At 56.6% G+C, this 23,435-nt stretch carries 20 protein-coding genes; 10 read left to right on the top strand and 10 right to left on the bottom strand.

Annotated elements, in window-relative coordinates; genetic code table 11:
- The first annotated feature begins 443 nt into the window (after positions 1 to 443).
- From BQ8290_RS04910 to BQ8290_RS04880, 6 genes are all read left to right on the top strand, one after another.
- Positions 444 to 2,558 carry a CHASE2 domain-containing protein gene (locus tag BQ8290_RS04910; protein WP_108788141.1) on the top strand — a complete coding sequence of 705 codons (2,115 nt, stop codon included), beginning with the start codon at positions 444 to 446 and terminating at the stop codon, positions 2,556 to 2,558.
- Positions 2,545 to 3,288, top strand: a complete 744-nt coding sequence (locus tag BQ8290_RS04905) for a hypothetical protein (protein ID WP_108788139.1) — start codon at positions 2,545 to 2,547, stop codon at positions 3,286 to 3,288. The genes BQ8290_RS04910 and BQ8290_RS04905 overlap by 14 nt, the downstream gene beginning before the upstream one ends.
- Positions 3,289 to 3,581: 293 nt before the next feature.
- Positions 3,582 to 4,964, top strand: a complete 1,383-nt coding sequence (locus BQ8290_RS04895) for a vanadium-dependent haloperoxidase (RefSeq protein WP_108788135.1) — start codon at positions 3,582 to 3,584, stop codon at positions 4,962 to 4,964.
- Between the two features lie 3 nt (positions 4,965 to 4,967).
- On the top strand, positions 4,968 to 6,002 hold the full coding sequence (locus BQ8290_RS04890) for a hypothetical protein (protein ID WP_108788133.1): 1,035 nt from the start codon (positions 4,968 to 4,970) through the stop codon (positions 6,000 to 6,002).
- A 70-nt stretch (positions 6,003 to 6,072) separates the two neighbouring features.
- Entirely contained in the window at positions 6,073 to 6,471 is a 399-nt protein-coding gene (locus BQ8290_RS04885) for a DCC1-like thiol-disulfide oxidoreductase family protein (RefSeq protein ID WP_108788131.1), read from the top strand.
- A gap of 77 nt (positions 6,472 to 6,548) precedes the next feature.
- Positions 6,549 to 7,724 carry an alpha-hydroxy-acid oxidizing protein gene (locus BQ8290_RS04880; RefSeq protein WP_337661021.1) on the top strand — a complete coding sequence of 392 codons (1,176 nt, stop codon included), beginning with the start codon at positions 6,549 to 6,551 and terminating at the stop codon, positions 7,722 to 7,724.
- A gap of 430 nt (positions 7,725 to 8,154) precedes the next feature.
- Here the strand turns inward: BQ8290_RS04880 and BQ8290_RS04875 are convergent, their stop codons facing one another.
- Entirely contained in the window at positions 8,155 to 9,606 is a 1,452-nt protein-coding gene (locus BQ8290_RS04875) for an aldehyde dehydrogenase family protein (protein ID WP_108788129.1), read from the bottom strand.
- 139 nt (positions 9,607 to 9,745) lie between these two features.
- Here BQ8290_RS04875 and ald point away from each other — a divergent pair, with 139 nt between their 5' ends.
- Together ald and BQ8290_RS04865 are read left to right on the top strand one after the other, a co-directional pair.
- A complete protein-coding gene (gene ald / locus BQ8290_RS04870; RefSeq protein WP_108788127.1) occupies positions 9,746 to 10,831 on the top strand; it encodes an alanine dehydrogenase in 1,086 nt (361 codons plus the stop codon).
- A gap of 93 nt (positions 10,832 to 10,924) precedes the next feature.
- Positions 10,925 to 11,590 (top strand): alternative oxidase, encoded by a 666-nt coding sequence (locus BQ8290_RS04865; protein WP_108788125.1) that lies wholly within the window; start codon positions 10,925 to 10,927, stop codon positions 11,588 to 11,590.
- A 4-nt stretch (positions 11,591 to 11,594) separates the two neighbouring features.
- Here the strand turns inward: BQ8290_RS04865 and BQ8290_RS04860 are convergent, their stop codons facing one another.
- The 9 genes from BQ8290_RS04860 to tsaD all read right to left on the bottom strand — a co-directional run bounded on the left by BQ8290_RS04860 (position 11,595) and on the right by tsaD (position 21,697).
- On the bottom strand, positions 11,595 to 12,605 hold the full coding sequence (locus tag BQ8290_RS04860; protein ID WP_108788123.1) for a fumarylacetoacetate hydrolase family protein: 1,011 nt from the start codon (positions 12,603 to 12,605) through the stop codon (positions 11,595 to 11,597).
- 14 nt (positions 12,606 to 12,619) lie between these two features.
- Positions 12,620 to 13,264 (bottom strand): maleylacetoacetate isomerase, encoded by a 645-nt coding sequence (gene maiA, locus BQ8290_RS04855; RefSeq protein WP_108788121.1) that lies wholly within the window; start codon positions 13,262 to 13,264, stop codon positions 12,620 to 12,622.
- An 81-nt stretch (positions 13,265 to 13,345) separates the two neighbouring features.
- Positions 13,346 to 14,563 carry an acyl-CoA dehydrogenase gene (locus BQ8290_RS04850; protein WP_443112306.1) on the bottom strand — a complete coding sequence of 406 codons (1,218 nt, stop codon included), beginning with the start codon at positions 14,561 to 14,563 and terminating at the stop codon, positions 13,346 to 13,348.
- Between the two features lie 120 nt (positions 14,564 to 14,683).
- A complete protein-coding gene (locus BQ8290_RS04845) occupies positions 14,684 to 15,055 on the bottom strand; it encodes a response regulator (RefSeq protein ID WP_337661020.1) in 372 nt (123 codons plus the stop codon).
- 74 nt (positions 15,056 to 15,129) lie between these two features.
- Positions 15,130 to 15,693, bottom strand: a complete 564-nt coding sequence (locus tag BQ8290_RS04840) for a helix-hairpin-helix domain-containing protein (protein WP_108788119.1) — start codon at positions 15,691 to 15,693, stop codon at positions 15,130 to 15,132.
- A gap of 142 nt (positions 15,694 to 15,835) precedes the next feature.
- A complete protein-coding gene (locus tag BQ8290_RS04835) occupies positions 15,836 to 17,920 on the bottom strand; it encodes a vWA domain-containing protein (protein ID WP_337661019.1) in 2,085 nt (694 codons plus the stop codon).
- Between the two features lie 101 nt (positions 17,921 to 18,021).
- Entirely contained in the window at positions 18,022 to 19,605 is a 1,584-nt protein-coding gene (locus BQ8290_RS04825) for an oligosaccharide flippase family protein (protein ID WP_108788115.1), read from the bottom strand.
- Entirely contained in the window at positions 19,602 to 20,615 is a 1,014-nt protein-coding gene (locus BQ8290_RS04820) for an NAD(P)H-dependent glycerol-3-phosphate dehydrogenase (RefSeq protein WP_337661018.1), read from the bottom strand. Before BQ8290_RS04820 ends, BQ8290_RS04825 begins: the two co-directional genes overlap by 4 nt.
- Positions 20,615 to 21,697 (bottom strand): tRNA (adenosine(37)-N6)-threonylcarbamoyltransferase complex transferase subunit TsaD, encoded by a 1,083-nt coding sequence (tsaD, locus tag BQ8290_RS04815; RefSeq protein ID WP_108788113.1) that lies wholly within the window; start codon positions 21,695 to 21,697, stop codon positions 20,615 to 20,617. The genes BQ8290_RS04820 and tsaD overlap by 1 nt, the downstream gene beginning before the upstream one ends.
- 44 nt (positions 21,698 to 21,741) lie before the next feature.
- On the opposite strand from tsaD, the gene hemC reads away from it, so the two are divergent.
- Together hemC and BQ8290_RS04805 are read left to right on the top strand one after the other, a co-directional pair.
- Positions 21,742 to 22,704, top strand: coding sequence for a hydroxymethylbilane synthase (gene hemC, locus BQ8290_RS04810; RefSeq protein ID WP_108788111.1), 963 nt, complete (start codon positions 21,742 to 21,744; stop codon positions 22,702 to 22,704).
- A gap of 20 nt (positions 22,705 to 22,724) precedes the next feature.
- Complete coding sequence (locus tag BQ8290_RS04805) at positions 22,725 to 23,414, top strand: uroporphyrinogen-III synthase (RefSeq protein ID WP_108788109.1); 690 nt, start codon at positions 22,725 to 22,727, stop codon at positions 23,412 to 23,414.
- Positions 23,415 to 23,435 lie beyond the last annotated feature (21 nt).

Raw genomic sequence — 23,435 nt, 5'->3', positions numbered from 1 at the left:
GGGTCTTTGTAAGCTGCCGGGGGCAGCGCGCGAGCGCGGATTCTGGAAATTTGCGTGTTAACTCGTAAACTTACGTCGAATGCAGACCCCTTTATCCGGTATCGCCGTTTCTGGTCCCTTGTGGATGATTATTCGGTCCGAGCACGATGGGGCTCGAGTTTTGAGACGAAGATTAGCAGCGTGGTTTGAGTTCCTATGTTCGAAAATTGACCAGTCGCCGACCTGATGCGCCCATCGTTACGGCTTTCTCAGAGCGGTAGGCTTCACAACCTAAGCAATCGCCTTGATGGGGTTCAACACCCGGAAGTCAGCAGGTGCAGAACGCTGCGGCGCAATCATAGGGGGATTGCCTAGACAAGGCGACTTGCGCGGACCGAACAAAACCGCTTTGCTGTTTCGCATTGGGGCCATCTGTATAGAGATGGTCTTTGGGGGAATGGTGAATGTCGGACGAAACGAAGAAGAAGAAACGCGGCGGATTGATCGCGCGCGGTTGGCGCAGCGTTCGTGAGGCAGGAACGCTTCAGCTAATCTCGACATGCTTGTTCCTCTGTCTTGCACTTTTCCTCGCTCGTTTCAGCTGGGTGCTACCCGGTGGTGAAGAGCCAACCCCGCTCACCAACGCGGCGGAACGTGCGCTGTATGATACGCGCGCTTATCTTTCGGCCGATTTGGTGGAGCAGGATGATCGAATCGTCTTGGTCGTTTATGATGATCAGGCTCTGATCAATCTGGAACAACGTTCCCCGTTGCCCCGCGATGCTTTGGCCGAAGCTTTGGGCAATCTGGACCAAATGGGCGCAAAAGCGATCGGGATCGATATACTCTTCGATCAACCGCAGGCCGATGATGGTCTGTTGATCGATACGTTGCGCAATATGCAGACGCCAACAGCGGTCGGTTATGCAAACGTTGCCACCAATGCGAGCGACATTGTCTTTGAACAACAAGTGTTCCTCGAAGAATTTATGGCGGAATTGGAAGGGTCAAATTCGCGCCCTGCCAGTATCCGCTTGGACAATTCCTTTGGCGCAACGCGTATCTGGCCATCGATTGAACCGGACCTGCCACCTTTGCTGGGCCGTGCCATGTTGGAAGATGCTGGTGGACCGGCCGCAGCGTTCGCCGATTATGAAGGCGCTATTGAATATCGCAGGGCTTTGCGCGCTGGATTTGACGAAGAGGTCGAAGAGGGCGTCGAAGCCGATCCAAATGGCCAAGCCGAAGTTGAAGAGCCATTGTTCCAATCGCTTTCGATTGAACTGTTCACCAACCTCGATCCAGTTGTGGCCGAATTCGTTGCTCAGGAAATCGAAGGTAAATATGTTCTGATTGGCGGCGATATTGTCGACTATGACCGGGTCGAAACGTCGTTCACATCGTGGACCGGCTTTGAACCCGCAGGGTTGTCGGTTCACGGCGAGATTATCGCACAGATGTTGGATGGGAAGGTCCTTCCTACTGTACCCAGCTGGGCCCTTTGGGTGATGGCCATTCTGGTTGTCGCATCGGCAGCGCTCACCGCGTTGCTCGAATGGCCTGCCTCAAAACTGGCACCGCTCTTGGTGGTTTTGTTCGTGTTGTTTGTGGGTGTGCCATTTGCGCTGCATTTCCAAGACATCGACACTTATGGATTGCCGGCGGTCGGTTGGCTGGTTGCATGGATTGTCGCGTTCACAGCGGTAACAGCTGCGGCTCGATCGGCTGGCGCGGCTCAACGCAGCTTCGCGCAGGGCGCGCTGGGCAAATACATCCCGCGTGACATCGCCCAACAGATCATCGAGGATCCAGACCTCCTATCCTTGGGCGGGGAGAAACGTGAGATCTACGTCCTTTTCAGCGATTTGGAGGGCTTCACCAAAATGAGCCACGCGATCGAGCCAGAAATGGTCGCTAAGTTGCTCAATCGCTACCTTGAAATGTTGAGCGAGGTTGTTCTCGAACATGGCGGGGTGATCGACAAATTTGTTGGTGATGCGGTCGTAGCGTTTTGGGGCGCGCCAATTGCGCGTGCCGATGATGCCGAACGCGCCGCCAATGCGGGATACGCCATGTGGAAAGCAGGCGAAGATTTCCGCAAAGAAGTGGCGGCGATGGATGACAGCCTTCCGAAAATCGGAAAAACCCGGGTTGGGTTGCATTACGGCGAAGCGGTAATCGGCAATTTTGGCGGCGAAACGCGCATTCAATACACCGCCTTGGGCGATAGTATGAACACCGCCGCCCGGCTCGAAGCGGCGAACAAGCCATTGGATTCCAATGTTTCTGCCAGCCGCGAGTTTATCGAGCGATCGTCTCCGGATTGGTGGGTCCCTATGGGACGCATTGTTTTGCGCGGACGAGCTCAACCGGTCGATATCTACCAACCCATGCCCGATTTCCCTGAGGAACATCGTGCAAAATTGATTGAGGCCGCTCAGCTTAGCGAAAGCAAACATGACGTAGCAGTACAATTAATCGATGAGGTGGCTGCTATGCATCCAGACGATCTGGCGTTGCGTAACTATAGCAGTCGCATTCGAAACCTGAATGAGGGGGGAGCTTATGTTCTCGGATAAAATTAAGGCCCGTTTGATGGGCGTGGCGCTTGTTGGCGCCGTTATGACAGTACCTGCAATGGCTTCAGCCGGTGTGGTTGTGAAATCTTCCGGACCGTCGTCGAGTGACTACCCCGTTGGTCGTCAAGTTGAAGATTCGTCGAGCATTACATTGCGCGCCGGTGACAAAATCACCGTGCTTACCGATGGTGGTACACGCGTCTTGCAAGGGCCGGGCACGTTCCGGGTTGGCCAAGGGGCAACACGGACGCGGTCGCAGTTTTCCAACTTGACCCGTCGCCGCAACAGCAGCCGCGCACGGACCGGTGCGGTTCGTGGCGGCGCAACGTCGACTGGTAATCCAAACCTTTGGTATGTGAACATTGCCGCTGCGGGACCAGTATGCCTGTATGACTTGGAAACGGTTCGCCTTTGGCGCCCAGCGACTGAAGGCCCGCAAACCTATCAAATCACTGATCAGACCACACAGACCACTCTTGATGTGAACTTTGTGGAAACCGAAGTGCTTCGCGCTCTCGACCCCGATGGTCTCTCTTTGAGCGAAGGCACCACCTACACCGTCACTGCGCCCGCAGGCGAAGACGGTGAGCAGGCGACCACAGAATTGACCTTTGTACAGCTGACCGAGGAAAGGTTGGCTCCTGATGCATTGGCGCAAGCGTTGATTGAAAACGGTTGCATGACCCAGCTTACGCAGCTCGCTGATAAGCTTGAGGCGAGTGCGCAGTAACTAGCTATGATCCGGCAGCGGCGCGCGTTTTGCGCCGCTGCCGGATATCCATTGATTGAGTGCGCGCCGATCTCGGATCGACATTCAGCAAAAAGGCTGCCTTTGGGCGGCCTTTTTTGTGTTCAGAGATCATCGTAAAGATTGCATCAACCAAGAAACTTTTCCTTACCTTTTCTCGGGTAAGTCCTCCTCTCGCGCTCTCGTAGGTTCGCTCGTCTTTGATGGATTGGCTTGTGAATTGACGGGTTTCGAAATGCGGCAATTCAGGCGGCCGCATCGCTTAGGAGGAATTGATGATAATATCACGGCGTGCCGCGATGGCCGGCGCTGCGGCGACTATTGCTGCGACTGGCCTATCGGGCTGCGCAACCGCATCAATGGGTTCACGGGCGAGTTATCTCACCAACATCGTTGAACCGCGCAACACGAACACAGTGTATCGATGGGTCGACATCGCGATGCAGCAGGTGCGCGATCAACGCGTTGCGCCGCCGCGCGCCGCTTACAATTTTGCAGGCCCGATGGTCGCAGGTTTCGTTGCGGCGAACGCTATTATCGGGCGATATGATACGCCTTATGATTTTGGCGAAGCCCCGCAAGGTGCAGATCCCGAAGTCGCTTACGGTGTCGCGTTTGCAACCGCTGCGGCGGAGTGTTTCCAACAGCCATTCCTTTGGGAACGGCGCAGTTTTATGGGGCAATTCGAAAGCGGTGAAGCCAAGGAATTGGGCGCGGCGTGGGGGCGTCATGTTGGCATTGCGATCAACAAGATGCGGACCCATGACGGTGCAGAACCCGACCGCGTTAATTACTACCATGGACGCTATCCTCGTCGCCAAGACGCATTGAAGTGGACGCCAACCGGGCCATCCTATAGTGCGCGGCCCGGGCCAACGGTCGGGGCTTATGACCGAGGCTTATTTCCCGGTCATGGTCAGATCAAACCTTGGACTATGACCAGCCCTTCGCAGTTCCGTGTGGATGCGTTCCCCGACCCGCGCAGTCCCGAATTCGCTGGACAGTTTGAACAGGTGAGGGCGTTGGGCGGCAAGGATTCTCAATTGAGAACCGCCGATCAATCCGAAATCGCTCTGTTTTGGGAAGATGGCCCATGGGGCATCACACCGCCGGGACATTTCCTCTACATCGCTCTGCAGGTTATGCAGGATTGCGGATATGACTTCCTTGATCATGCGCGCCATTTTGCACTGCTTGGTGCAACGCAGGCCGACGCTTCGATCAACGCATGGGACAGCAAATACACCTACGATGTGCTGCGCCCAGAAACCGCAATCAAATTCCGATGTGGCGAATTTGGCAATCCCGACCCGCGCGTGACGACACAACCTCGTTGGCAAAGCTACATTCCGACACCGAATTTCCCCGCATACACATCCGGCCATTCAACCTTTGGTGCGGCCGGAGTGGAAATGACGAAATTGTTGATCGGCACCGATGCCGTCAGCTTCAGTCATGAAAGCCCGGATCAGGTTCTATGGCCGAGCCTGACCGGAAAGCGGCGGTATTTCAACAGCTTGGATCAAGCCGCTCATGAAAACGGTTGGAGTCGTTTGTACGGCGGTGTGCACTGGCTCCAGGATCACGAAGCGGCCGACCGCGCAGGGCGTCAAATTGCCCAACACGCGTTTCACACGATGTTCCCAAGGAAGGTCTAAGCCGTGGTTGTTTCTCAAAAACACGCTTTGGCTATTGCCTTGGTAGGCGTCGCCGCTTTGCCAAGTGCAGCGCATGCCCAAGACGTCAATCTCAATTACGATCGCCTCTCTTCGCTCGAAGAGCCGATTGCCTATGATTTTGAAGGGATAACGATCGCGCTGACGGGGGTCGCCGATGTTCCGGTGATCGCGGAATTCAATGAAGTGACAGGCGGCGATGACGTGCGGGTTGAGGCCGTGGGCAATTTCCAAGTCACCGCCGAAACGCAGCTTGGCAATCGTTGGACAATCGGGGCGGCCTATTTTGGGCAATATGCCTCGGCGTCGCTTGATGGATTTGGCGGTTCTGATGACTATTCGGACAATGTTGCCGGGTTTATCGGGACCAGTTTTGGCACCGTCATTGGTGGTAATGTGAATCAACAAGTCCGCGAATTGACCCGGCGTCAACGCGGCGTCGGCAATGGCTTTTTGGCTTTTGACGATTTCCTTGGCTCGTTGGACAATTGGGGCGGGGCATATGTTGGTCGCTTTGGACCCAGCGTTTTGGGTCTGGTCGTCGATGAGAACGGAGATTTCGAAGCCGGAACAGTTTTTCAACGGCCAATTGGGGTGCGCGACCTAAGGTTCTCAGCGCGATATCGTCGCGCCCAATTCACCGCCGCCGATGGTGTCACCACGTTCGATACAAACGGCGCGGGATTGGTGGGCGAATTTGTCTATGGGAGCTCTCTGTTCGATCTGGGCGGTGGGTATGAACATCTGGATGGTGCGTTGACCGATCTTGATCGGTGGTTCGTTTCGGCCGGAGCACAAACCCAGCTGGGTCCTCTGCGTGTCTCGGCCGAAGGGCATTTTGGTGAGGCCGATGGCGACGAGGAGATCGCCGTAGCACTAGGCGCTGACTACGCCGTGGCGCGGGGGCTTTCGGTCAATCTCGGATTGAACCACGCCGATGCGACAATCGTTTCGGATGGCGTCACGTTGGTTCAAACCGACGAGGTGAAAGCGGTGGGATCAGTCCGGTTCAGTTTCTGAGCCTGTACGGACAAAACAGGCGTTTGAAGGTGGACCTTGAAAATGCAGCCGCCACTCGCACATTTGTAAAATGACCGCAGGCAATTCTCCATCAAGTGCTCCTTCAAATGCACCCACGAACGATACCAGAGTGAAGGTCTGGTTCGATGGAGCGTGCCCGCTTTGTCAGCGCGAGATAGCCTTCATGAAGAGGCTGGATCGATCAAACGCCATCAACTTTGTCGATGTATCGGGCAAGGGCGATCCCAATTGCCCGATTGATCAGGGCCAATTGCTGGGCCGACTTCACGCGCAAGAGGATGGTGAAATTCTCAACGGAGCGGCCGCCTTTGCTGCGATGTGGCGGGCGATACCTTTTTTAAGGCCAGTTGGTGAACTTGCACGCAACCGCGTAGTTCTTTCCGTACTGGAACGACTTTATGCGCAATTTCTGCGGGTCCGCCCTGCTTTGCAAAAACTGATGCGCTAGTCGCACGAAAAGACTTGCCGCATGGCGTGACTTCGTCTCTCTTCGCACCCAGATAGTCAAAGAGAGGACCGCGCCCCATGCAAAACACCATGCACAATTTTGGCGGGATGCAGAACGAAATCTACAATGCCGGTCTTCAGGGGATTCTGCCTGATTATCCGGTTGATTTTGCCACATTGGAGGCGCGCGCGCACGAAGCGTTGGGTCCGATGATGACCAATTATGTCGCGGGCGGGTGCGGCGATGAACACACGCAGGACACCAACGCCAGCGCGTTTCGCCATTGGGGAATGATCCCGCGGATGATGGTCGATTGCACCGAGCGTGATTTGTCTATCGATTTGTTCGGGATGAAATTGCCCAGTCCGCTTTTCATGGCGCCGATTGGCTTGAATGGGGAGGCGACACAGGATCGCCACGGAGACATGGCTGCAGCCCAGGCTTCCGCTATGACCGGCGTACCGTTTTGCGCATCGACCCTATCCAATGATCCGATGGAAGATGTGTTTGCCGCGACCGGCGAAACGCCCGCCTTTTTCCAACTCTACACGCCGCGCAACAAAGAACTTGCGGCCAGCCTGATCAAACGCGCCGAAAAGGCGGGCTACAAGGCGATCGTTGTAACATTGGACACATGGCTGACTGGGTGGCGGCCGCGCGATCTCAACGCGTCAAACTTTCCGCAATTGCGCGGGAAAGTGATGCAGAACTATTTCTCTGATCCCGTGTTCCGTTCTTTGTTGGAGAAACCGCCAGAGGAAGATCCCAAATCCGCGATCATGATGTTTGCGGCGATTTTTGGCCAAGTGCTCACTTGGGAAGACATTGAATGGTTCAAATCGGTCACCGATCTGCCTATCGTTTTGAAAGGGATTTGCCATCCTGATGATGCCAAAAGGGCGGTCGATCATGGGGCGGATGCGGTGTATTGTTCAAACCATGGCGGGCGTCAGGCGAACGGCGGCATCGCCACGATTGACCTGCTTTCAGACGTTGTAAAAGCGAGCGGGGATTTGCCGGTTCTTTTCGACAGCGGGATCCGGTCCGGTACCGATGCGGTCAAGGCGTTGGCTATGGGTGCGACCGCCGTCGGCGTGGGGCGCCCTTATACGTATGGACTGGCCCTTGGCGGGGCAAAGGGCGCGGCATGGGTTCTTCGCTCTATCCTTGCAGAGGCGGATTTGTTGATGGCCGTGAACGGTTATCCGACCTTGGCCGATGTGAGAGAGGCGGGGGTTCAGCGCACGGATTGACCGCAATTATGCGGTCCGATTGGCAGCGTTTGAGATGAATGATTGTGTCGTTTCATGTGGGTAAATCCATCTTTATGGAAAGTCCCACATTGACGCAGTTGGCAATTCTGTTTCCCGATCGGTCAAATAAGACTCACTGATCTCCCGATTCGGTGTTAGCTTACGCAGCATAACAACTCGCGAATCGGGGACGCGACACATGGAAAAACCAACAATCGTCTCATCCGGACCAGATCAAATGGGCCGCACAGTGTGCTTTGGCGACGAAAATTCACGCCGTGCACGATACGGTCGTATCCGTCCGATGCCGCAACAAAGTTCTTTGTCTCGGGTTTTTTCGCGGCTCAATCCGCTGCGCTGAACTCTTAGTGGCGGGGCCTTCGCACCCTCGCACCAGAATAACACCCACCAACCAATTTTGAAGGTTAGATCACGGCGCCGATTTGGCGACCGTGACCAGCTTTGTCTCCGTGTACCCGAGATACCCTTCGACGCCGCTTTCCGATCCAAAGCCGCTATCGCCTACGCCGCCAAACGGTGTTTCTGGTGATCCCACGGCAAAGTGATTGATCGCCACCATACCGGCCCGCAGTGACCGTCCAAGGTAGTGGCTTTCATCAAGGTCGGCGGTGAAGGCATAAGCGGCCAAACCGTATCGCAGCGAATTGGCGATACTCACCGCATCTTCGATATTATCATACGGAACAATGCCTGCCACCGGGCCAAAGGGTTCCTGCGTCATCATCGCGCTATCAAGAGCGGGGGCAGCGATCACGGTGGGTTGGAAGAAATGGCCCGGCCCGTCGATCGCGCACCCTCCGCTCACAATTTCTCCGTTCGTGCCGCCTAGTGCATCCATCAATTCAACCATCGCGGTTACACGGCCGCCATGCGCCAAAGGTCCCATGCTAACGCTGTCGTCTACACTGGCATCGCCGACGGAGATGTCTTGTGACCGCTTTGCAAATTCTGCGACGAAGTTGTCGTAGATGTTCCGCGCAACCAAGAACCGCGTGGGAGACACGCAAACCTGACCGGCATTGCGAAATTTCGTTCCGACACAAGCGGCGATCGTCCGTTCAAAATCCGCGCTTTCGCCGATTACTACGGGCGCATGGCCACCCAATTCAGGCGTGAATCGTTTCATGTGTTGCGCCGCCAAAGAGCCCAGATGTTTGCCGATTGCCGTCGATCCGGTGAAGCTAACTTTGCGAGTTTCCGGAGCGGCGATCAGATGCTCTGAGATCATGGCTGGGTCGCCATAGACGCAGTTGATCACACCCGCCGGCACACCGCCATCGACGAAACACTCGACCAACATTTGGCTGGACGCTGGCGTTGTTTCCGCCGGTTTTAGAATGACCGAGCAACCCGCCGCCAACGCACCGCCCAATTTCTTTGCGGCCAGATTGATGGGGAAATTCCACGGGGTCAAAAGCACGGCGGGGCCAATGGGCTCTTGGGTCACGCGCTGTTCCAACAAATTGGCGCTGCGCACGGGGACAAGGCGTCCACCTTGACGCTTTGCCTCTTCGGCCAGGAAGTCGATCAAGTCCGCTGCGCCGTTTGTCTCACCCAAAGCCTGTGCATGCGGCTTGCCCATTTCAAGAGTGACAACGCGTGCAATCGCCGGCGCGCGTTCTCGCAACAGATCGGCGGACCGTCGCAAGGCGCGATACCGCTCGATGCCGGGCGTGTTGCTCCAAATCGCAAAACCAGCATCCGCCGCCGCCAAAGCCGCATCGAGTTGTTCGATGGATGCCTTGGGACATTCGCCGATGACCTGTTCAGTCGCAGGATTGATAACGGGCATGGATCCCGCGCCGCCATCGGAAACCCACTCGCCGTTGATCAGCATTTTGGCGTTGGAATAAGTGGTCATGGTTCGGCTCCTTGCGTTCGCGAATTTCGATCGACACTCACAAAGGCCAAGAGCAAATGCAACACTATTCGTTACGATTGAAACTTTATTGCGTGTGGAGTATTGCCGCCCGAGTCCGAATTCCCCTCAGGAGGCAATCATGCTTGTTGGCGTTCCCAAAGAAATTAAGAACCACGAATACCGTGTCGGCCTAACCCCCGAAGCGGCCCGCGAATATGTGGCGATGGGCCACGAAGTCATCGTTGAGAGCGGTGCGGGTCTGGGCATTAGCAAGACAGACGATGATTATAGGGCGATTGGCGCCGTCATCGTCGACACGGCGCAAGAGGTTTTTGCGCGCGCGGAAATGGTGGTGAAGGTCAAGGAACCGCAACCCCAAGAATGGGTGCAATTGCGCGAAGAGCAAATCCTCTTCACCTATCTCCACCTCGCGCCCGATCCCGATCAGGCAAAAGGTTTGATCGAAAGCGGCGTGTCTGCGGTTGCTTACGAAACCGTCACAGCCGCGGATGGTTCGCTGCCGCTTTTGGCCCCGATGAGCGAAGTCGCAGGGCGGCTTTCGATTGAAGCGAGCGCGCACTCCAGCCACAAAACAAACGGCGGGCGCGGCATATTGATGGGCGGTGTCCCCGGCGTGCTTCCGGCCAAAGTCGTGGTGATTGGCGGCGGCGTCGTCGGAACACAGGCGGCGCGTATGGCCGTTGGTTTGGGCGCGAATGTCGAGATTTTGGACCGCTCTTTGCCGCGCATCCGCGAATTGGACGATATGTTCCAAGGACGCGCAACGACGCGGTATTCGAATGCAGGCACAATTGAAAACGCCATTACCGAAGCTGACGTCGTGATCGGCGCTGTGCTGGTTCCCGGCGCAAGCGCGCCACGGCTTGTTACGCGCGATATGCTGGGTTTGATGAAGCACCGCGCGGTCCTTGTCGATGTGGCCATCGATCAAGGCGGATGTTTCGAAACGTCAAAACCGACAACCCATGCCGATCCGACATATCTGGTGGATGACATCATCCATTACTGCGTGGCCAATATGCCGGGCGCCGTCCCACACACGTCCAGCTATGCGTTGAACAACGCGACTTTGCCATTCGGTTTAGCGCTCGCAAATAAGGGTGTCGTGGCTGCGTGCAATGACGATCCTCATCTGGCGTTGGGATTAAATGTTCACGAAGGTAAGATTGTAAATTCTGCAGTAGCCGAGAGTCTAAACCTTTAGTTGTTGCAAAAAATTGAACATATAGTGTGGCGGTTTCGCGGGTGGTTTAGCCCCGAAACCGCTATATGATGTGCACCGAAACGGAGGTGCACCATGCAACACGCCGAAAGCCGATCAACTGTCCGCCAAGTCAATCTTGACGCGGACATAGACGTCCATATCGCCCCGCAATCGATTAGCGACAAAGTCGCGTTTGCCTTTGTCAAAATGTTGCGGTTCTTCGCCGATCTGTTTTTCGCTCGGCGATATGGCCATCGCGCAGTCGTTTTGGAAACTGTGGCGGCGGTGCCGGGCATGGTCGGTGGTCTATGGCAACATCTTCGTGCGCTTCGCATGATGCGCGATGACGAAGGCTGGATCCGCACTCTTTTGGAAGAGGCGGAGAATGAGCGGATGCATCTCATGACTTTTGTCGAGATCGCGCAGCCAAATTGGTTCGAACGCGGGTTGATCATCGCTGTCCAAATGATCTTCTACAACTTCTACTTCTTCCTCTATCTGTTTGCACCACGAACCGCTCATCGCGTGGTCGGCTATTTCGAAGAAGAAGCCGTCATTAGCTACACCAGCTATTTGGAACAGGTCGATGCAGGAGCTCACGAAAACGTTGCCGCGCCGCAAATCGCCATCGATTATTGGCAATTGCCCGCCGACGCGCGTTTGCGCGATGTCATCATCGCGGTGCGTGCAGATGAAGCCGAGCACCGCGATGTGAACCACGATTTCGTCGCAATAATTGATGAGCGACGGTCGGCTTAGGCGGTTAGGTGCCCACCACTTCTTGTTCGATACTGCCAAAAATTGAGTGATTGTCGCCGTCGCGCATTTCAATTTTTACGGTATCGCCCGGCGCCATAAAGCGGGTGGACGCTTCGCCATCGCGGATCGTTTCGATCATACGGATTTCCGCAATGCAAGAATAACCAAGTCCCCCTTCGGCAACCGGTTTGCCGGGACCGCCATCCGCGCCTTTGTTGGAGATGGTGCCCGATCCAATCACTGTGCCGGCGCCCAATGCGCGCGTTTTGGCGGCATGGGCGACGAGCTGTGCCAGATTAAAGGTTGCGTCCTTGGCTGCTTCTGCGCGGCCGAACGGTGCGCCGTTGTAATCCACCATCAATGGCAGGTGGATCAGACTGTCTTTCCACGCATCGCCCAATTCTTCGGGGGTCACCGCAACAGGGGAGAAGGCGCTCGATGGCTTTGATTGGAAGAATCCAAAACCCTTCGCCAATTCTCCTGGGATCAATCCACGCAATGAGACGTCGTTGACCAACATAATCAGCTTAATGTGCCCAGCCGCGTCATCGACGCTGACGCCCATAGGCACATCATCTACAATGACGGCCACTTCGCCTTCCATGTCGCAACCCCACGCCACATCACCCAAGGGGATGTCGCCGCGAGGGGGTAAAAAGCTGTCGCTGCCTCCCTGATACATCAATGGGTCGGTGTAAAAGCTTTCAGGAACGGTCGCGCCGCGCGCCTGACGGACCAATTCCACATGGTTGATATAGGCGCTGCCATCGGCCCATTGATAGGCGCGTGGCAAAGGCGAATGAGCCTGACGCTCGTGGAACCGCTCACACGGGACGGTTTCGTGTTCAACGTCGCGCGCCAACACTTCCAATTCCGGTGCAATCCGCGCCCAATTGTCCAAGGCGGCCTGCATAGTCGGCGCGATATAACCCGCCGCACAGCAGCGTGTGAGATCTTTAGAAACGACGACCAGTTTGCCGTCGCGAGTGCCATCGTTGAGCGTTGCGAGTTTCATAGAAGCAGACCTTTTTATGCAGAATTTGCAGGGTTGTCGGGTTGGTTGTCAGGATGCGCCCGGTGGAACGCGGGCAGGGCCGTACAAGCAGCCTCTATCCGTGTGATCCGAGGATGCGAGGTGAGGTCGTATTGGAACCGGCGGGCGTTGTAGATTTGCGGGATCAATATTGTTTCAAATATGCCTGGCGCGTCGAACAGAAAGCGACCGGTGTCTAATTGCTCCAAACGCGCTTCTACCGGATCCAAGGTTCGTTTGAGCCAATGACGGTACCAGTCATCGATGATCTGCTGAGAATGGCCTAGCGGATCCTTCAGATACTTCAGCACCGGTAGGTTAAGCGGCGCGTGCAGTTCGGTTGCGATGGCGTAAGTCAATTCGCGCGCCGTGAACCGTTCTTCGATGTTGATAGGCAGCAACGGGCGATCAGGATGAGCTTCGTCCAACCATTCAATCATCGCCATGGATTGCGCGCGATCTCGCCCATCTGCCTCCAACATAGGCACAGAGGCAAAGGGGTTGCGATCAGTGAAAGAGCGATCTTTCTGCGCAGCCTCCAACAGGTTCACGGGATCCTGTTCGTAAGTGATCCCCTTCAATTCCAACGCAATGCGCAGGCGGTAGCTGGTTGAACTGCGATAATACCCGTAAAGCTTCATACAAAGCGATCCCTAAACGTCGACAATTGGCGATTGCGGCGCGCCCTTTGCGGTGCCGCCCTGAGAACGGTTGAGAACCGCTCAACCAAACGCTGCAATGCCTGTGACCGCGCGGCCCAAGATCAACGCATGGACATCATGCGTGCCTTCGTAAGTGTTGACCGTTTCCAAGTTCACCGCATGCCGGATCACTTGATATTCCTCTGAAATCCCGTTGCCGCCATGCATGTCTCGGGCTTGGCGTGCGATATCCAAAGCTTTGCCAACATTGTTGCGTTTAACGATAGAAATCATGTCAGGGGCAAAGCGCCCTTCGTCCATCAAACGGCCAACGCGCAAGGATGCCTGAAGCGACAGCGCAATGTCGCTCATCATGTCGGCGAGCTTTTTTTGGAACAATTGTGTGGCCGCAAGAGGGGCGCCGAACTGCTTTCGATCAAGGCCATATTGGCGCGCGGCGTGAAGACAGAATTCTGCCGCTCCCATTGCGCCCCAGCTAATCCCGTATCGCGCGCGGTTAAGGCAGCCAAAGGGGCCCTTCAAGCCTTGAACATTGGGCAGCAGCGCATCGGCGGGCAATTTAACATCATCCATCATGATCATGCCCGTCGTCGATGCGCGCAGCGAAATTTTGCCTTCGATCTTGGGCGCAGAAAGCCCTTCCATCCCTTTCTCAAGGATAAACCCGCGAATGCCGCCGCCATGCTCTTCGCTTTTGGCCCAGACCACAAAGACATCGGCAAATGGCGAATTGGAAATCCACGTTTTTGCGCCAGAAATGGAATAGCCATCGCCGTCTTTCTTGGCATAGGTCCGCATTCCGGCCGGGTCCGAACCGGCATCCGGTTCGGTTAGTCCGAAACACCCGATGAGTTCGCCCGATGCCAGACCGGGAAGGTACTTCTTGCGTTGCTCTTCGGATCCATAGGCATAGATCGGATGCATCACGAGGCTGGACTGGACGCTGGCCATGGAGCGATATCCGCTGTCGACGCGTTCAATCTCGCGGGCGATGAGGCCGTAAGAAACGTAGCCGGCATCCGCGCCGCCATATTCTTCGGGTATTGTTGCCCCCAACAAACCCGCCTGGCCCATTAAGGGGAAAAGTTCCGGGGCGCTGGTTTCGTTGCGGAACGCTTCGATCACGCGCGGCTGCAATTCGCTTTGGGCAAAGCCATGCGCCGCGTCGCGGACCATTCGTTCGTCTTCGGTCAATTGGGATTCAATATCGAATGGATCTTCCCAATTGAACGGGACGATACCGGCATTCGCTAGATCTGGGCTCGAGGGGGCGTGCACTGGTTACTCCTGAAACTTTATCGCGCCTTTGCTTTCGCAGGCTTGGGCATTGGCCGCAAGCCTAGCATCAGCGCAAACTTTGCGGCGCAAGAAATCCGATCAGAAATGCATCCACAAGGATCAATCGCGGGATGCTTCGCATTCATCCAAAACATCGTTCACCGCGCGCAACACCTCTGCGGGTGGGCACGGTTTCATCAGTGTTATCGCGGTCGGAAACTTCGCCTTGATCTCTTCGCGGGTATGGCGGCCAGAATGGAAAATTAGCGGCACGTCTTCGGCGGCTAGTTTTTGTGCGAGCGGGAATACGTTTCCATCGTCCAGCGAAATATCGAGAATGGCGAGGGCCGGTTTTTCCTTTTGGAAAGCAAGCATTGCCGATGAGATGCCTGCGTGTGGGCCTTCGACTTCAAACCCGGCTTCTTCGACGGTGTCACACAGGTCAAAGGCGACAACCATTTCGTCTTCGGCGACCAAAATTCGTTGACTCACGACTCACTCCCCCTCTTTCATCGACCCCAGACCACAATGGGTAACATGTTCCAGGCATCTATGTGCCTACTAATTCATCCGTTTTTCCCGAACTTGGAAGAGAATGCGGTTTCCTCCCCCGAAGTGAGCAGTTTCGCTTGTTCAACCCATTGATCGCGCGTGATCCGACCCGCGAACCTGCCCAACGTTGCATCCACACGTTCGATATCGGCGTCGGTCCACGCGGCAATTTGCGCGAACGAGGTCACACCCTGCTCTGCCAACATAGTGACCAACTTAGGGCCAACGCCTTTGATCATGCGCAGGTCGTCGCCTTCGCCGCTCGCTGCTTTTGGTGCAGGTTTTGTTTCGGCCTGAGCGGCTGGTTCGGGTTGGGGTTGGGGCGCAGCAACAGGTTCTGGTGGGGTTTCAACTTTCGGCGTCAAATCATGCGTCGGGACCGCCGCTGAGGGGGCATCAATCAACGCCTGATTGCGGGCCGCCGGTGTGGCCCCTTCGTCCAATACGTCTTTCCCAGCCTGATCATCGCCAACAATGGTCGTTGTGCGATTGGCGCGCACGAACATCCAAATCGCGAGGATCAAAAGCAACACGCCAAGTCCGATCAGAACGGCGGCTTCAAGATTGATGGGCGTCATGCGCAAACCTTTCCCTGCAAAACAACAGCAAGGAAAATCCTAGCAGGTTCGAGCACTTGTGTTCAAATCTCAGCGGTCAAATTCTTGCAATGGTTGTTGAAAGGACCTGCGCGGGCAAAGCACCCTCAACCGGGTTCAACCCCTATCCACCCGCGTTCAAACCCCCAGCAACCGCGTTTAAGCCAAGGAATTCGCGGCGCAGCAATTCGGTTTGTTCCCCGGCAAGCTCATCCACATCGCTGTGGCTAAAACCCATCATCAATTCGTCCCCGCGCAGCAATTGACCAAAGGCGGCAACCGACGTGACGAATGCAAAGTCACCTTCTGGCGATGAAGCCTCGGCAAAGATGTCACCGGTTACGACCCGTTCAATCAATTGCGATGTGTCGCCGTCGGGCATTTTAAAACGAAGTTTGACATGCGCCGCTTCGGTTAAGCGGTTCATCGCAGCTTGGGCCGGTGCGTCTTCGTATCGGCGTTGGGCGATCCAGCCATTCGCGCCGGTCGGTACCACTTCGTAAAGAGCGGTGACTTGATGTCCGGCGCCAATATCGCCGGCATCCACCGCATCATTGTCAAAATCTTCCTCGCGCAGCGCCCGGTTTTCGTATCCGATCAAGCGGTATTGGCTGATGACTGAAGGGTTGAATTCCACTTGGATTTTGACATCTTTGGCGATCGTGAAAATCGTCGCGCTCATTTCGTCGACCAACACTTTGCGCGCCTCGAACGCGCTATCGATATAGGCGTAATTGCCGTTCCCGAAATTGGCGACTTGTTCCATCAACGCTTCGTTGTAATTGCCGGTGCCGAAGCCAAGGGCGGTAAGCGTGACGCCGCTTTCGCGTTTTTGTTCGATCAATTCGACCAAAGCGGTTCGGTCGCGAATGCCGACATTGAAATCGCCATCGGTGGCCAAGATCACGCGGTTCACGCCGTCTTCGATGAAGTTATCCTGAGCGATGTTGTACGCAAGCTCTATGCCCGCGCCGCCGGCGGTTGATCCACCGGCCCTGAGCATACGCAACGCCCGATCAATCTCGCAATAATCGTTGGTAGGCTGCAGCACGAGGCCGGCTGCTCCGGCATAGACAACGATTGAGACGCGGTCTTCTTCGCGAAGTTCAGCGGCTAGACCCAGCAACGCCGCTTTGACCAACGGCAATTTGTTCGGGCGGTTCATCGACCCGGACACATCCATTAGGAACACCAGATTGGCGGCGGGGCGTTCTTCGACGGCGATGTCATATCCGCGCAGGCCAATTCGCATCAAATAGCTTGCGTCGTTCCACGGCGTACGCGCCACGTCTGTGGTGATGCTGAACGGCACATCGCGTCCCTCTGGCCGGGCGTAATCATAGCGGAAATAGTTGATCATCTCCTCTGTGCGCACCGCGGCTTGTGGGGGTTTTTGACCCTGCGACAAAATTCGGCGGGCGTTGCTGTATGCGCCGGTGTCAACATCGACACCGAACGTGCTGACCGGTTCGTCACTGGTCAGTCGGACAGGAGAGACCTCTTCGCCATCATATTGTTCGCGGCCCGGATCGAATGGCACTACGACAGGGTTTACGCTGACGACTTGTGAAGGATCAGGGGCCGCACGCACTGCTCCCGTGCGATTTCTTTGGGGACGCAACGCAGACGCCAACGCAGCGGCATCAGCGGAAGATGATCCCGGCGGAGGCGGGGGGGGAGGTGGCGGAGGAGGTGGCGGAGGCGGTGGCGGAGGCGGTGGCGGCGGGTTGACCACATTCTCGGTGACCACGCTGCCGCTAGGAGCCAATTGTTCTGAGGTGACCGCCGTAACGGCCAGCGGCGTCTCTTGCAGCGGTTGAGGGGGGCGTCGTGTCGCCGTCACTGTAATCGTCTGGTCCGATACGGCGTCGGGGCCCATTTCAATCGGAGGGCACGACGGCAATGGATATTGCGAAAGCTGGCTTAACTCATCGAAGGATGGCGCCCGTGTCGCCCCCTGTGATTGCCCCCGCGATGGACCCGTTCTTGTCGCAGATGGTGGAACGCTTGGGGACGGAGCCACCGGCGCTGCGGCCGTCACGCCCATTAACGGCGGGACCGATTGTTTCATCCGTGTCGATGGGGCGGCTTGATCAACATTTGTGACAGAAGCGACGACCGGGGCAGACGATTGAGCGCAACCCGAAAGCATCAAACTCATGGTCACTGTGACCGAAACAAACAGCCGAGTACGCTTAAATCCACCCATCTCGCATCCCCACAAATTACCCAAATCGCAAAATCCGCTTCAGCCCGTTAATCCCAACTGAATGGCTTTGAAAGAAAAGGGAAATGACCGATGCAAACGGCCTAGCGGGTGGTTTTTACCTCGGCTTCGTCGGTGACTGCGTCGGCGTCGGTTATCTCCTGCGGGACCACATTTTTGCGGAACAAAACCTTGTCCTCTTCGCCAAATCCACGTTTCCAGATAACGAACAAATAGACGCCCAAAATGGCAGGGCCGCCAAACACAATCTCCATCCATTCCGGCAGGAAGGTTGCGGCATATCCCACAACAACAGCCGGCGCGGCGGCATAAACCAGCGCCCAACGCCAATTGGAAACAGGGGCCTTCAACAAATGTTTGAGCACGGCGGCTTTGATCAAACTCGACACGCCCAAGGCGACAAACAAAGCCATCGCGGCACCGGCAGCTTGGAAGCCTTCGTCGTAATTGAGATGTTGCGCCAACAGGATGAAACCCACGGTCAACAAACCCTGTAACGTGATCACACCCAAAGAGATCAACAGGTTTCGCTTGCGCGCAATATAGACCAGCACGCTTTCCGAAACGACCGCCATGGACGCGATCACTTCGGCCGCCAGCAGGATTGCCAACGCCCCAGTGCCGCCGACGATATCGGGGCCGCCTAGGCCCATGACCGCTTCACCCGGGATGGCCAGCATCAACGCGATGCCAAATTGCAAGGCGATGATCCAAAAGCCGACCTGACGCACTTGGTTGGCGATGGCTTCCATATTCCCGATTTTCAGGTTCTTTGTGATCACCGGGGAGAGGATCGGTTCAAAACTCGTTTTGAGCTTTTGCGGCAGGCTCACCACCTCTTTGGCGAACCAATAGATGCCAACCGTGCCGGCGGATGTGAATTGGCCCAACAAGAACACATCGAGCAACCGGGTGCTGCGTTCGATCACATCGGCACCGATCAAAGGCAGGGCGCGCATCGTCATCTGGACAAGGTAGCGCGGGCGCGGCCGCCAACCTTTGGGCCAGCCATAGGTTTTGAGAAACGACCAAGCGGCGGTGAGCAATGCGGCATAGATGGAGGCAAGGAATGCGAGCGCGATGCCGCCCGCCGCCAAAGTGGGGACAAAGAACAACCCGGCCACAAGGATCGATTTGGTCCATGGTTCAACCACAGCACGGGCGCGCACCGTCGTGGCAATGTCATAGCGATAGGCCTGTGCCGCGAGCAAAATTTCGGTCAACGCAAAGGCTGGGATTGCGGCGATCATCCACATGTCAAATTCGCTGTTCGTGCCGCTCGGGAAAATGATGACGGGGAACAGCAACAGCAAAGCACAGGCCATGAGCGAGAAGATGAGACAAGTCAGGAGACCGTCAAAAACCAAATTCGCCTGTGGGATGTGTTCGTTTTCGGCCCCGTCGGTTAGCCGTTGGGCAAGACCGCGTTTCTCACCCAGCGCACAAATCAACGCAAAGATTTCAATGACCACAAATGCCGCGGCAAACCGGCCCATTTCGTCCACGCCGTAAAGACGGAATCCAACGAAAAGGAACGGGATCCCGCCCAACAATCGCAGGAAAAATCCCAAAGTGTTGGTGCGCCCACCCTTAGCGAGCGTCGCCATATCGTCGCCGCCTTTGTCGGGCCGTGGCGCTGTTTCAGGAGGGGTGACGGTGTCTGTCATTGTGCGTCGGTCTGTTCCGCCTTCAATGGCCGCGCCAACAAACCGGCAACAACATCGCGAGGATTGGCACCCGACAGGATCGTGTTCACCGCATCCACAATCGGCATTGCAATGCCGCGCTTACTGGCCAGTTGAGCCAGAACGGGCGCGGTGTGGGCCCCTTCGGCGACGGTTGTTCGATCGGCCATCAATTCAGTCGCGTTTTTGCCTTCACCCAAAGCCTTGCCCAACGAGAAATTGCGGCTGGATGTGGATGAACAGGTCAACACCAGATCGCCCAGGCCGCACAAACCGGCCAATGTTTCTGCACGTGCCCCCAATTCGCCGCCAAATCGCAGCATTTCGGCATATCCGCGCGCGATCAAGGCGGCGCGGGCGTTTTGACCCAATTCCAATCCGTCCACGACCCCGCACGCAATTGCGAGGACATTTTTGATCGATCCGCCAATCTCTGCGCCGGTTACATCATCCGAATAATACGGGCGAAATGCTGGGCGCGCGATTGCCGGTGACAACCGGTCCCATTGTTCCGTTCCACCCTCGCACGCCAAAGTAACGGCAGTCGGAAGGCCGGCGGCGACTTCGTGCGCGAATGTCGGGCCGGAAAGCACCGCAATTTGGGACCCTTGTGCGGCATCGCGGGCGACATCATTCATCAAACGCTCTGTGCCTGCTTCAATCCCTTTGGAGCATAAAACCAGATCGCGCGGCGCCTGTGTCAGACCGCCTAGAACTTTGCCCAACACCTGCGCCGGTGTCACGACCAACACGGTTTGGATGCCGGCCAAATCGTCAAGATTGCCGGTCGCGCGGATTGTTGGGGCAAGCGTTGCACTTGGCAAATATTGCGGATTGCGATGGGCGGTGTTGATCGTTTCGACCACGTCGGGTTCGAACGCCCATATCGCGACATCGCGGCCATCGCTGGCCAACATTTGCGCCAACGCCGTGCCCCATGCGCCCGCGCCAATGACGCCGATTGTCCGCTGATGGTTCATATCGTTGTCCATTACGCCTTCACTCCGGCCCCTCGAACCGCCTCAGCATTGGGGTCAAGCGGCCATCGCGGACGCGCCTTGATATCCAATGGATCGCCGGCAAAATCGGGATCTTGCGCCAATCGTTCGCAACCGGCCCACCCGATCATCGCCGCATTGTCAGTGCACAACGCCATAGGCGGTGCGACAAACCGCATATTGTGCTGTGCCGCCAAACCTTCCAACGCGCCGCGAACGCCTTGATTGGCGGCGACACCGCCGGCCACAACCAAAGCGGGAAATGGCGGGTGATCGCGTGTGTAGTCTTTGATGGCTTTTGAAAGTCGGTCGATCAGACAATCGATCGAGGCCTGTTGAAAGCTGGCGGCGATGTCGGCCGGGGCGTGATCGCCGCTGTTGTGCGCGCGCAAGACCGCGCTTTTCAAACCAGCAAACGAGAAATGCGGCTCCTTCGATCCCTTTAACGGGCGGGGGAGGGGGACCTTTTTGGCATCGCCTTCGCGCGCCAGTTTTTCAACCGCTGGGCCGCCAGGATAGCCAAGGCCAAGAATCTTGGCCGTTTTGTCAAACGCCTCACCCAAAGCATCATCGATTGTGGTGGCGAGGCGGCGATACTGTCCCACTCCCTCAACGCTCAAAATTTGACAGTGCCCACCCGACACCAGCAACAAAAGGTACGGGAAAGCCAATTCGCCGTCCGCTAGGCGCGGGGACAATGCGTGCCCTTCCAAATGATTGATCGCGATCAGCGGCTTATCCGCCGCCATGGCCAAGGCCTTGCCGCTAACCAATCCGACCATCACCCCGCCAATCAAACCGGGGCCGGCGGTGGCGGCAATCGCGTGGACATCGGCCAACGCCATGTCGGCATCCTGCATGACCGCTTCGATCATGGGGGCGAGCCGTTCGGCGTGCGCTCGCGCGGCGATTTCGGGAACTACACCGCCATAGGGCGCGTGCTCTTTTTCTTGGCTGGCGATGCGTTGGGCAATGATCGTCCGGTTCGCATCTACCAAGGCCACGGCCGTCTCGTCGCAACTGGACTCTATGCCCAGCACGATGCGTGTTTCAGAGTTGTGCGATACAAGTGCCATCGCGCTTCCATCTAAGGTGTGTAGCGGTTAGAGCAAGCATACCGATGAATGATGCACCCAATTTCGCCGTTAAATTACGCCTAGGGACCCGAAATTCCCCGCTCGCCATGGTGCAAGCGGAAGAGACGCGCGCGCGTTTGTGCGCTGCGCATGGCTGGCATGAAACGCAGGTTGAACTCGTCCCGGTTGTGGCCAGCGGTGACAAGGTGCTCGACAAGCCTTTGGCAGAAATCGGCGGGAAAGCTTTGTGGACCAAAGAATTGGACGCGTGGTTGGGCGAAGGGTTGATCGACGCATCGGTGCACTCGGCAAAGGATGTTGAGACCATCCGGCCCGATATATTTCATTTTGGCGGTGTTTTGCCGCGCGCTGACCGTCGGGATTCCTTGGTTGGCGCCGACACCATCGCCTCTATTCCAACGGGGTCCGTGGTCGGCACATCCGCACCGCGCCGGGCATCACAATTGTTAAATCTGAGACCCGATTGCCGTGTTGTCACGTTTAGAGGGAACGTCGCCACCCGGTTGGGCAAATTGGAAGCGGGGGAAGCGGATGTGACGTTTCTGGCGGCCGCCGGATTGGAACGATTGGGCCAAAGCGACGTCGGCACTCCACTTGATGAAAACGAATGGGTGCCCGCGGCGGCTCAGGGTATTATTGTGTTGGAATGCCGCGCCGATGATGCGGCGACGACCGCGGCACTCGCCGCGATCGATGATGCGCTCACTCGCGACGAATTGGAAGCGGAGCGCGCTTTGTTGGCGCAATTGGGCGGCACATGCCATTCACCGATCGCGGTTCTATGCCAAACGACCGAGGAGGGGTTGGCCATGCGGGCGGCGTTGTTTAGCCCCGATGGCACCGAACGCGTGGAGGGTGAGGCGCGCTTTGCACCCGGCGAATACACCGCGATTGATGCGTTGGCGCGTGATCTTTTGTCCCGTGCGACGCCGGGCATATCACCTCATTTCGGACAGCCCATGCCGCACACGGGGCATGGCGCGTAGAGCGCGCCGGGAGCGAAGCAATGGGCGGATATGTTCTTGTTGTGCGGCCAGAACCGGGCCTTTCCAACACCGTCGCTGCGGCGGATGCGATGGGGTTGAATGCGATTGGGTATCCTCTTTTTGAGGTGGTTCCACGCGCATGGGATTGCCCAAACCCCGAGACAATCGATGCTCTTTTGATCGGTAGCGCCAACGCCATCCGCCTAGGCGGCGCACAGTTGGAACAGCTAAAGGCCAAGCCGGTCTATGCGGTCGGGGAAACAACCGCTGCAACGGCGCGTGAGCACGGATTTACTATCGCCGGCGTCGGGGTTGGTGGCTTGCAAAATGTCATCGACCAAATCCCTGCGCAAACGCACCTTTTGCGGATCGCCGGCGCGCAGCATGTGGAGCTTACTGCACCCAAAGATGTCTTTATCCGCACAATTATTGCGTATGAAAGCATCCCTCAAGAACTGCCGGAACCCCTTCGCCCACTGCATGATCTTGGGCTAACCGTGTTGTTGCATTCTGCCGCCGCTGCGGAACAATTTGTGCGCGAAAGCAGGCGTTTGGCGTTGCAGCGCGGGCGCATCATTTTGGTCGTGATTGGGCCGCGTGTGGCGCAAGCTGCCGGAACCGGTTGGCGGGCAGTCCACGTTGCCAACACACCCAATGATCGTGCGATGTTGGAAATGGCGTTGGAATTGAACCGAACATTGTCCATATAGAGGCATATTATTCCCCGCAGA

Source organism: Erythrobacter sp. Alg231-14 (assembly GCF_900149685.1).
GTDB lineage: Bacteria > Pseudomonadota > Alphaproteobacteria > Sphingomonadales > Sphingomonadaceae > Erythrobacter.
Note: the sequence above shows the minus strand (reverse complement) of the source record. Positions and strands in the feature narration are given on the sequence as shown.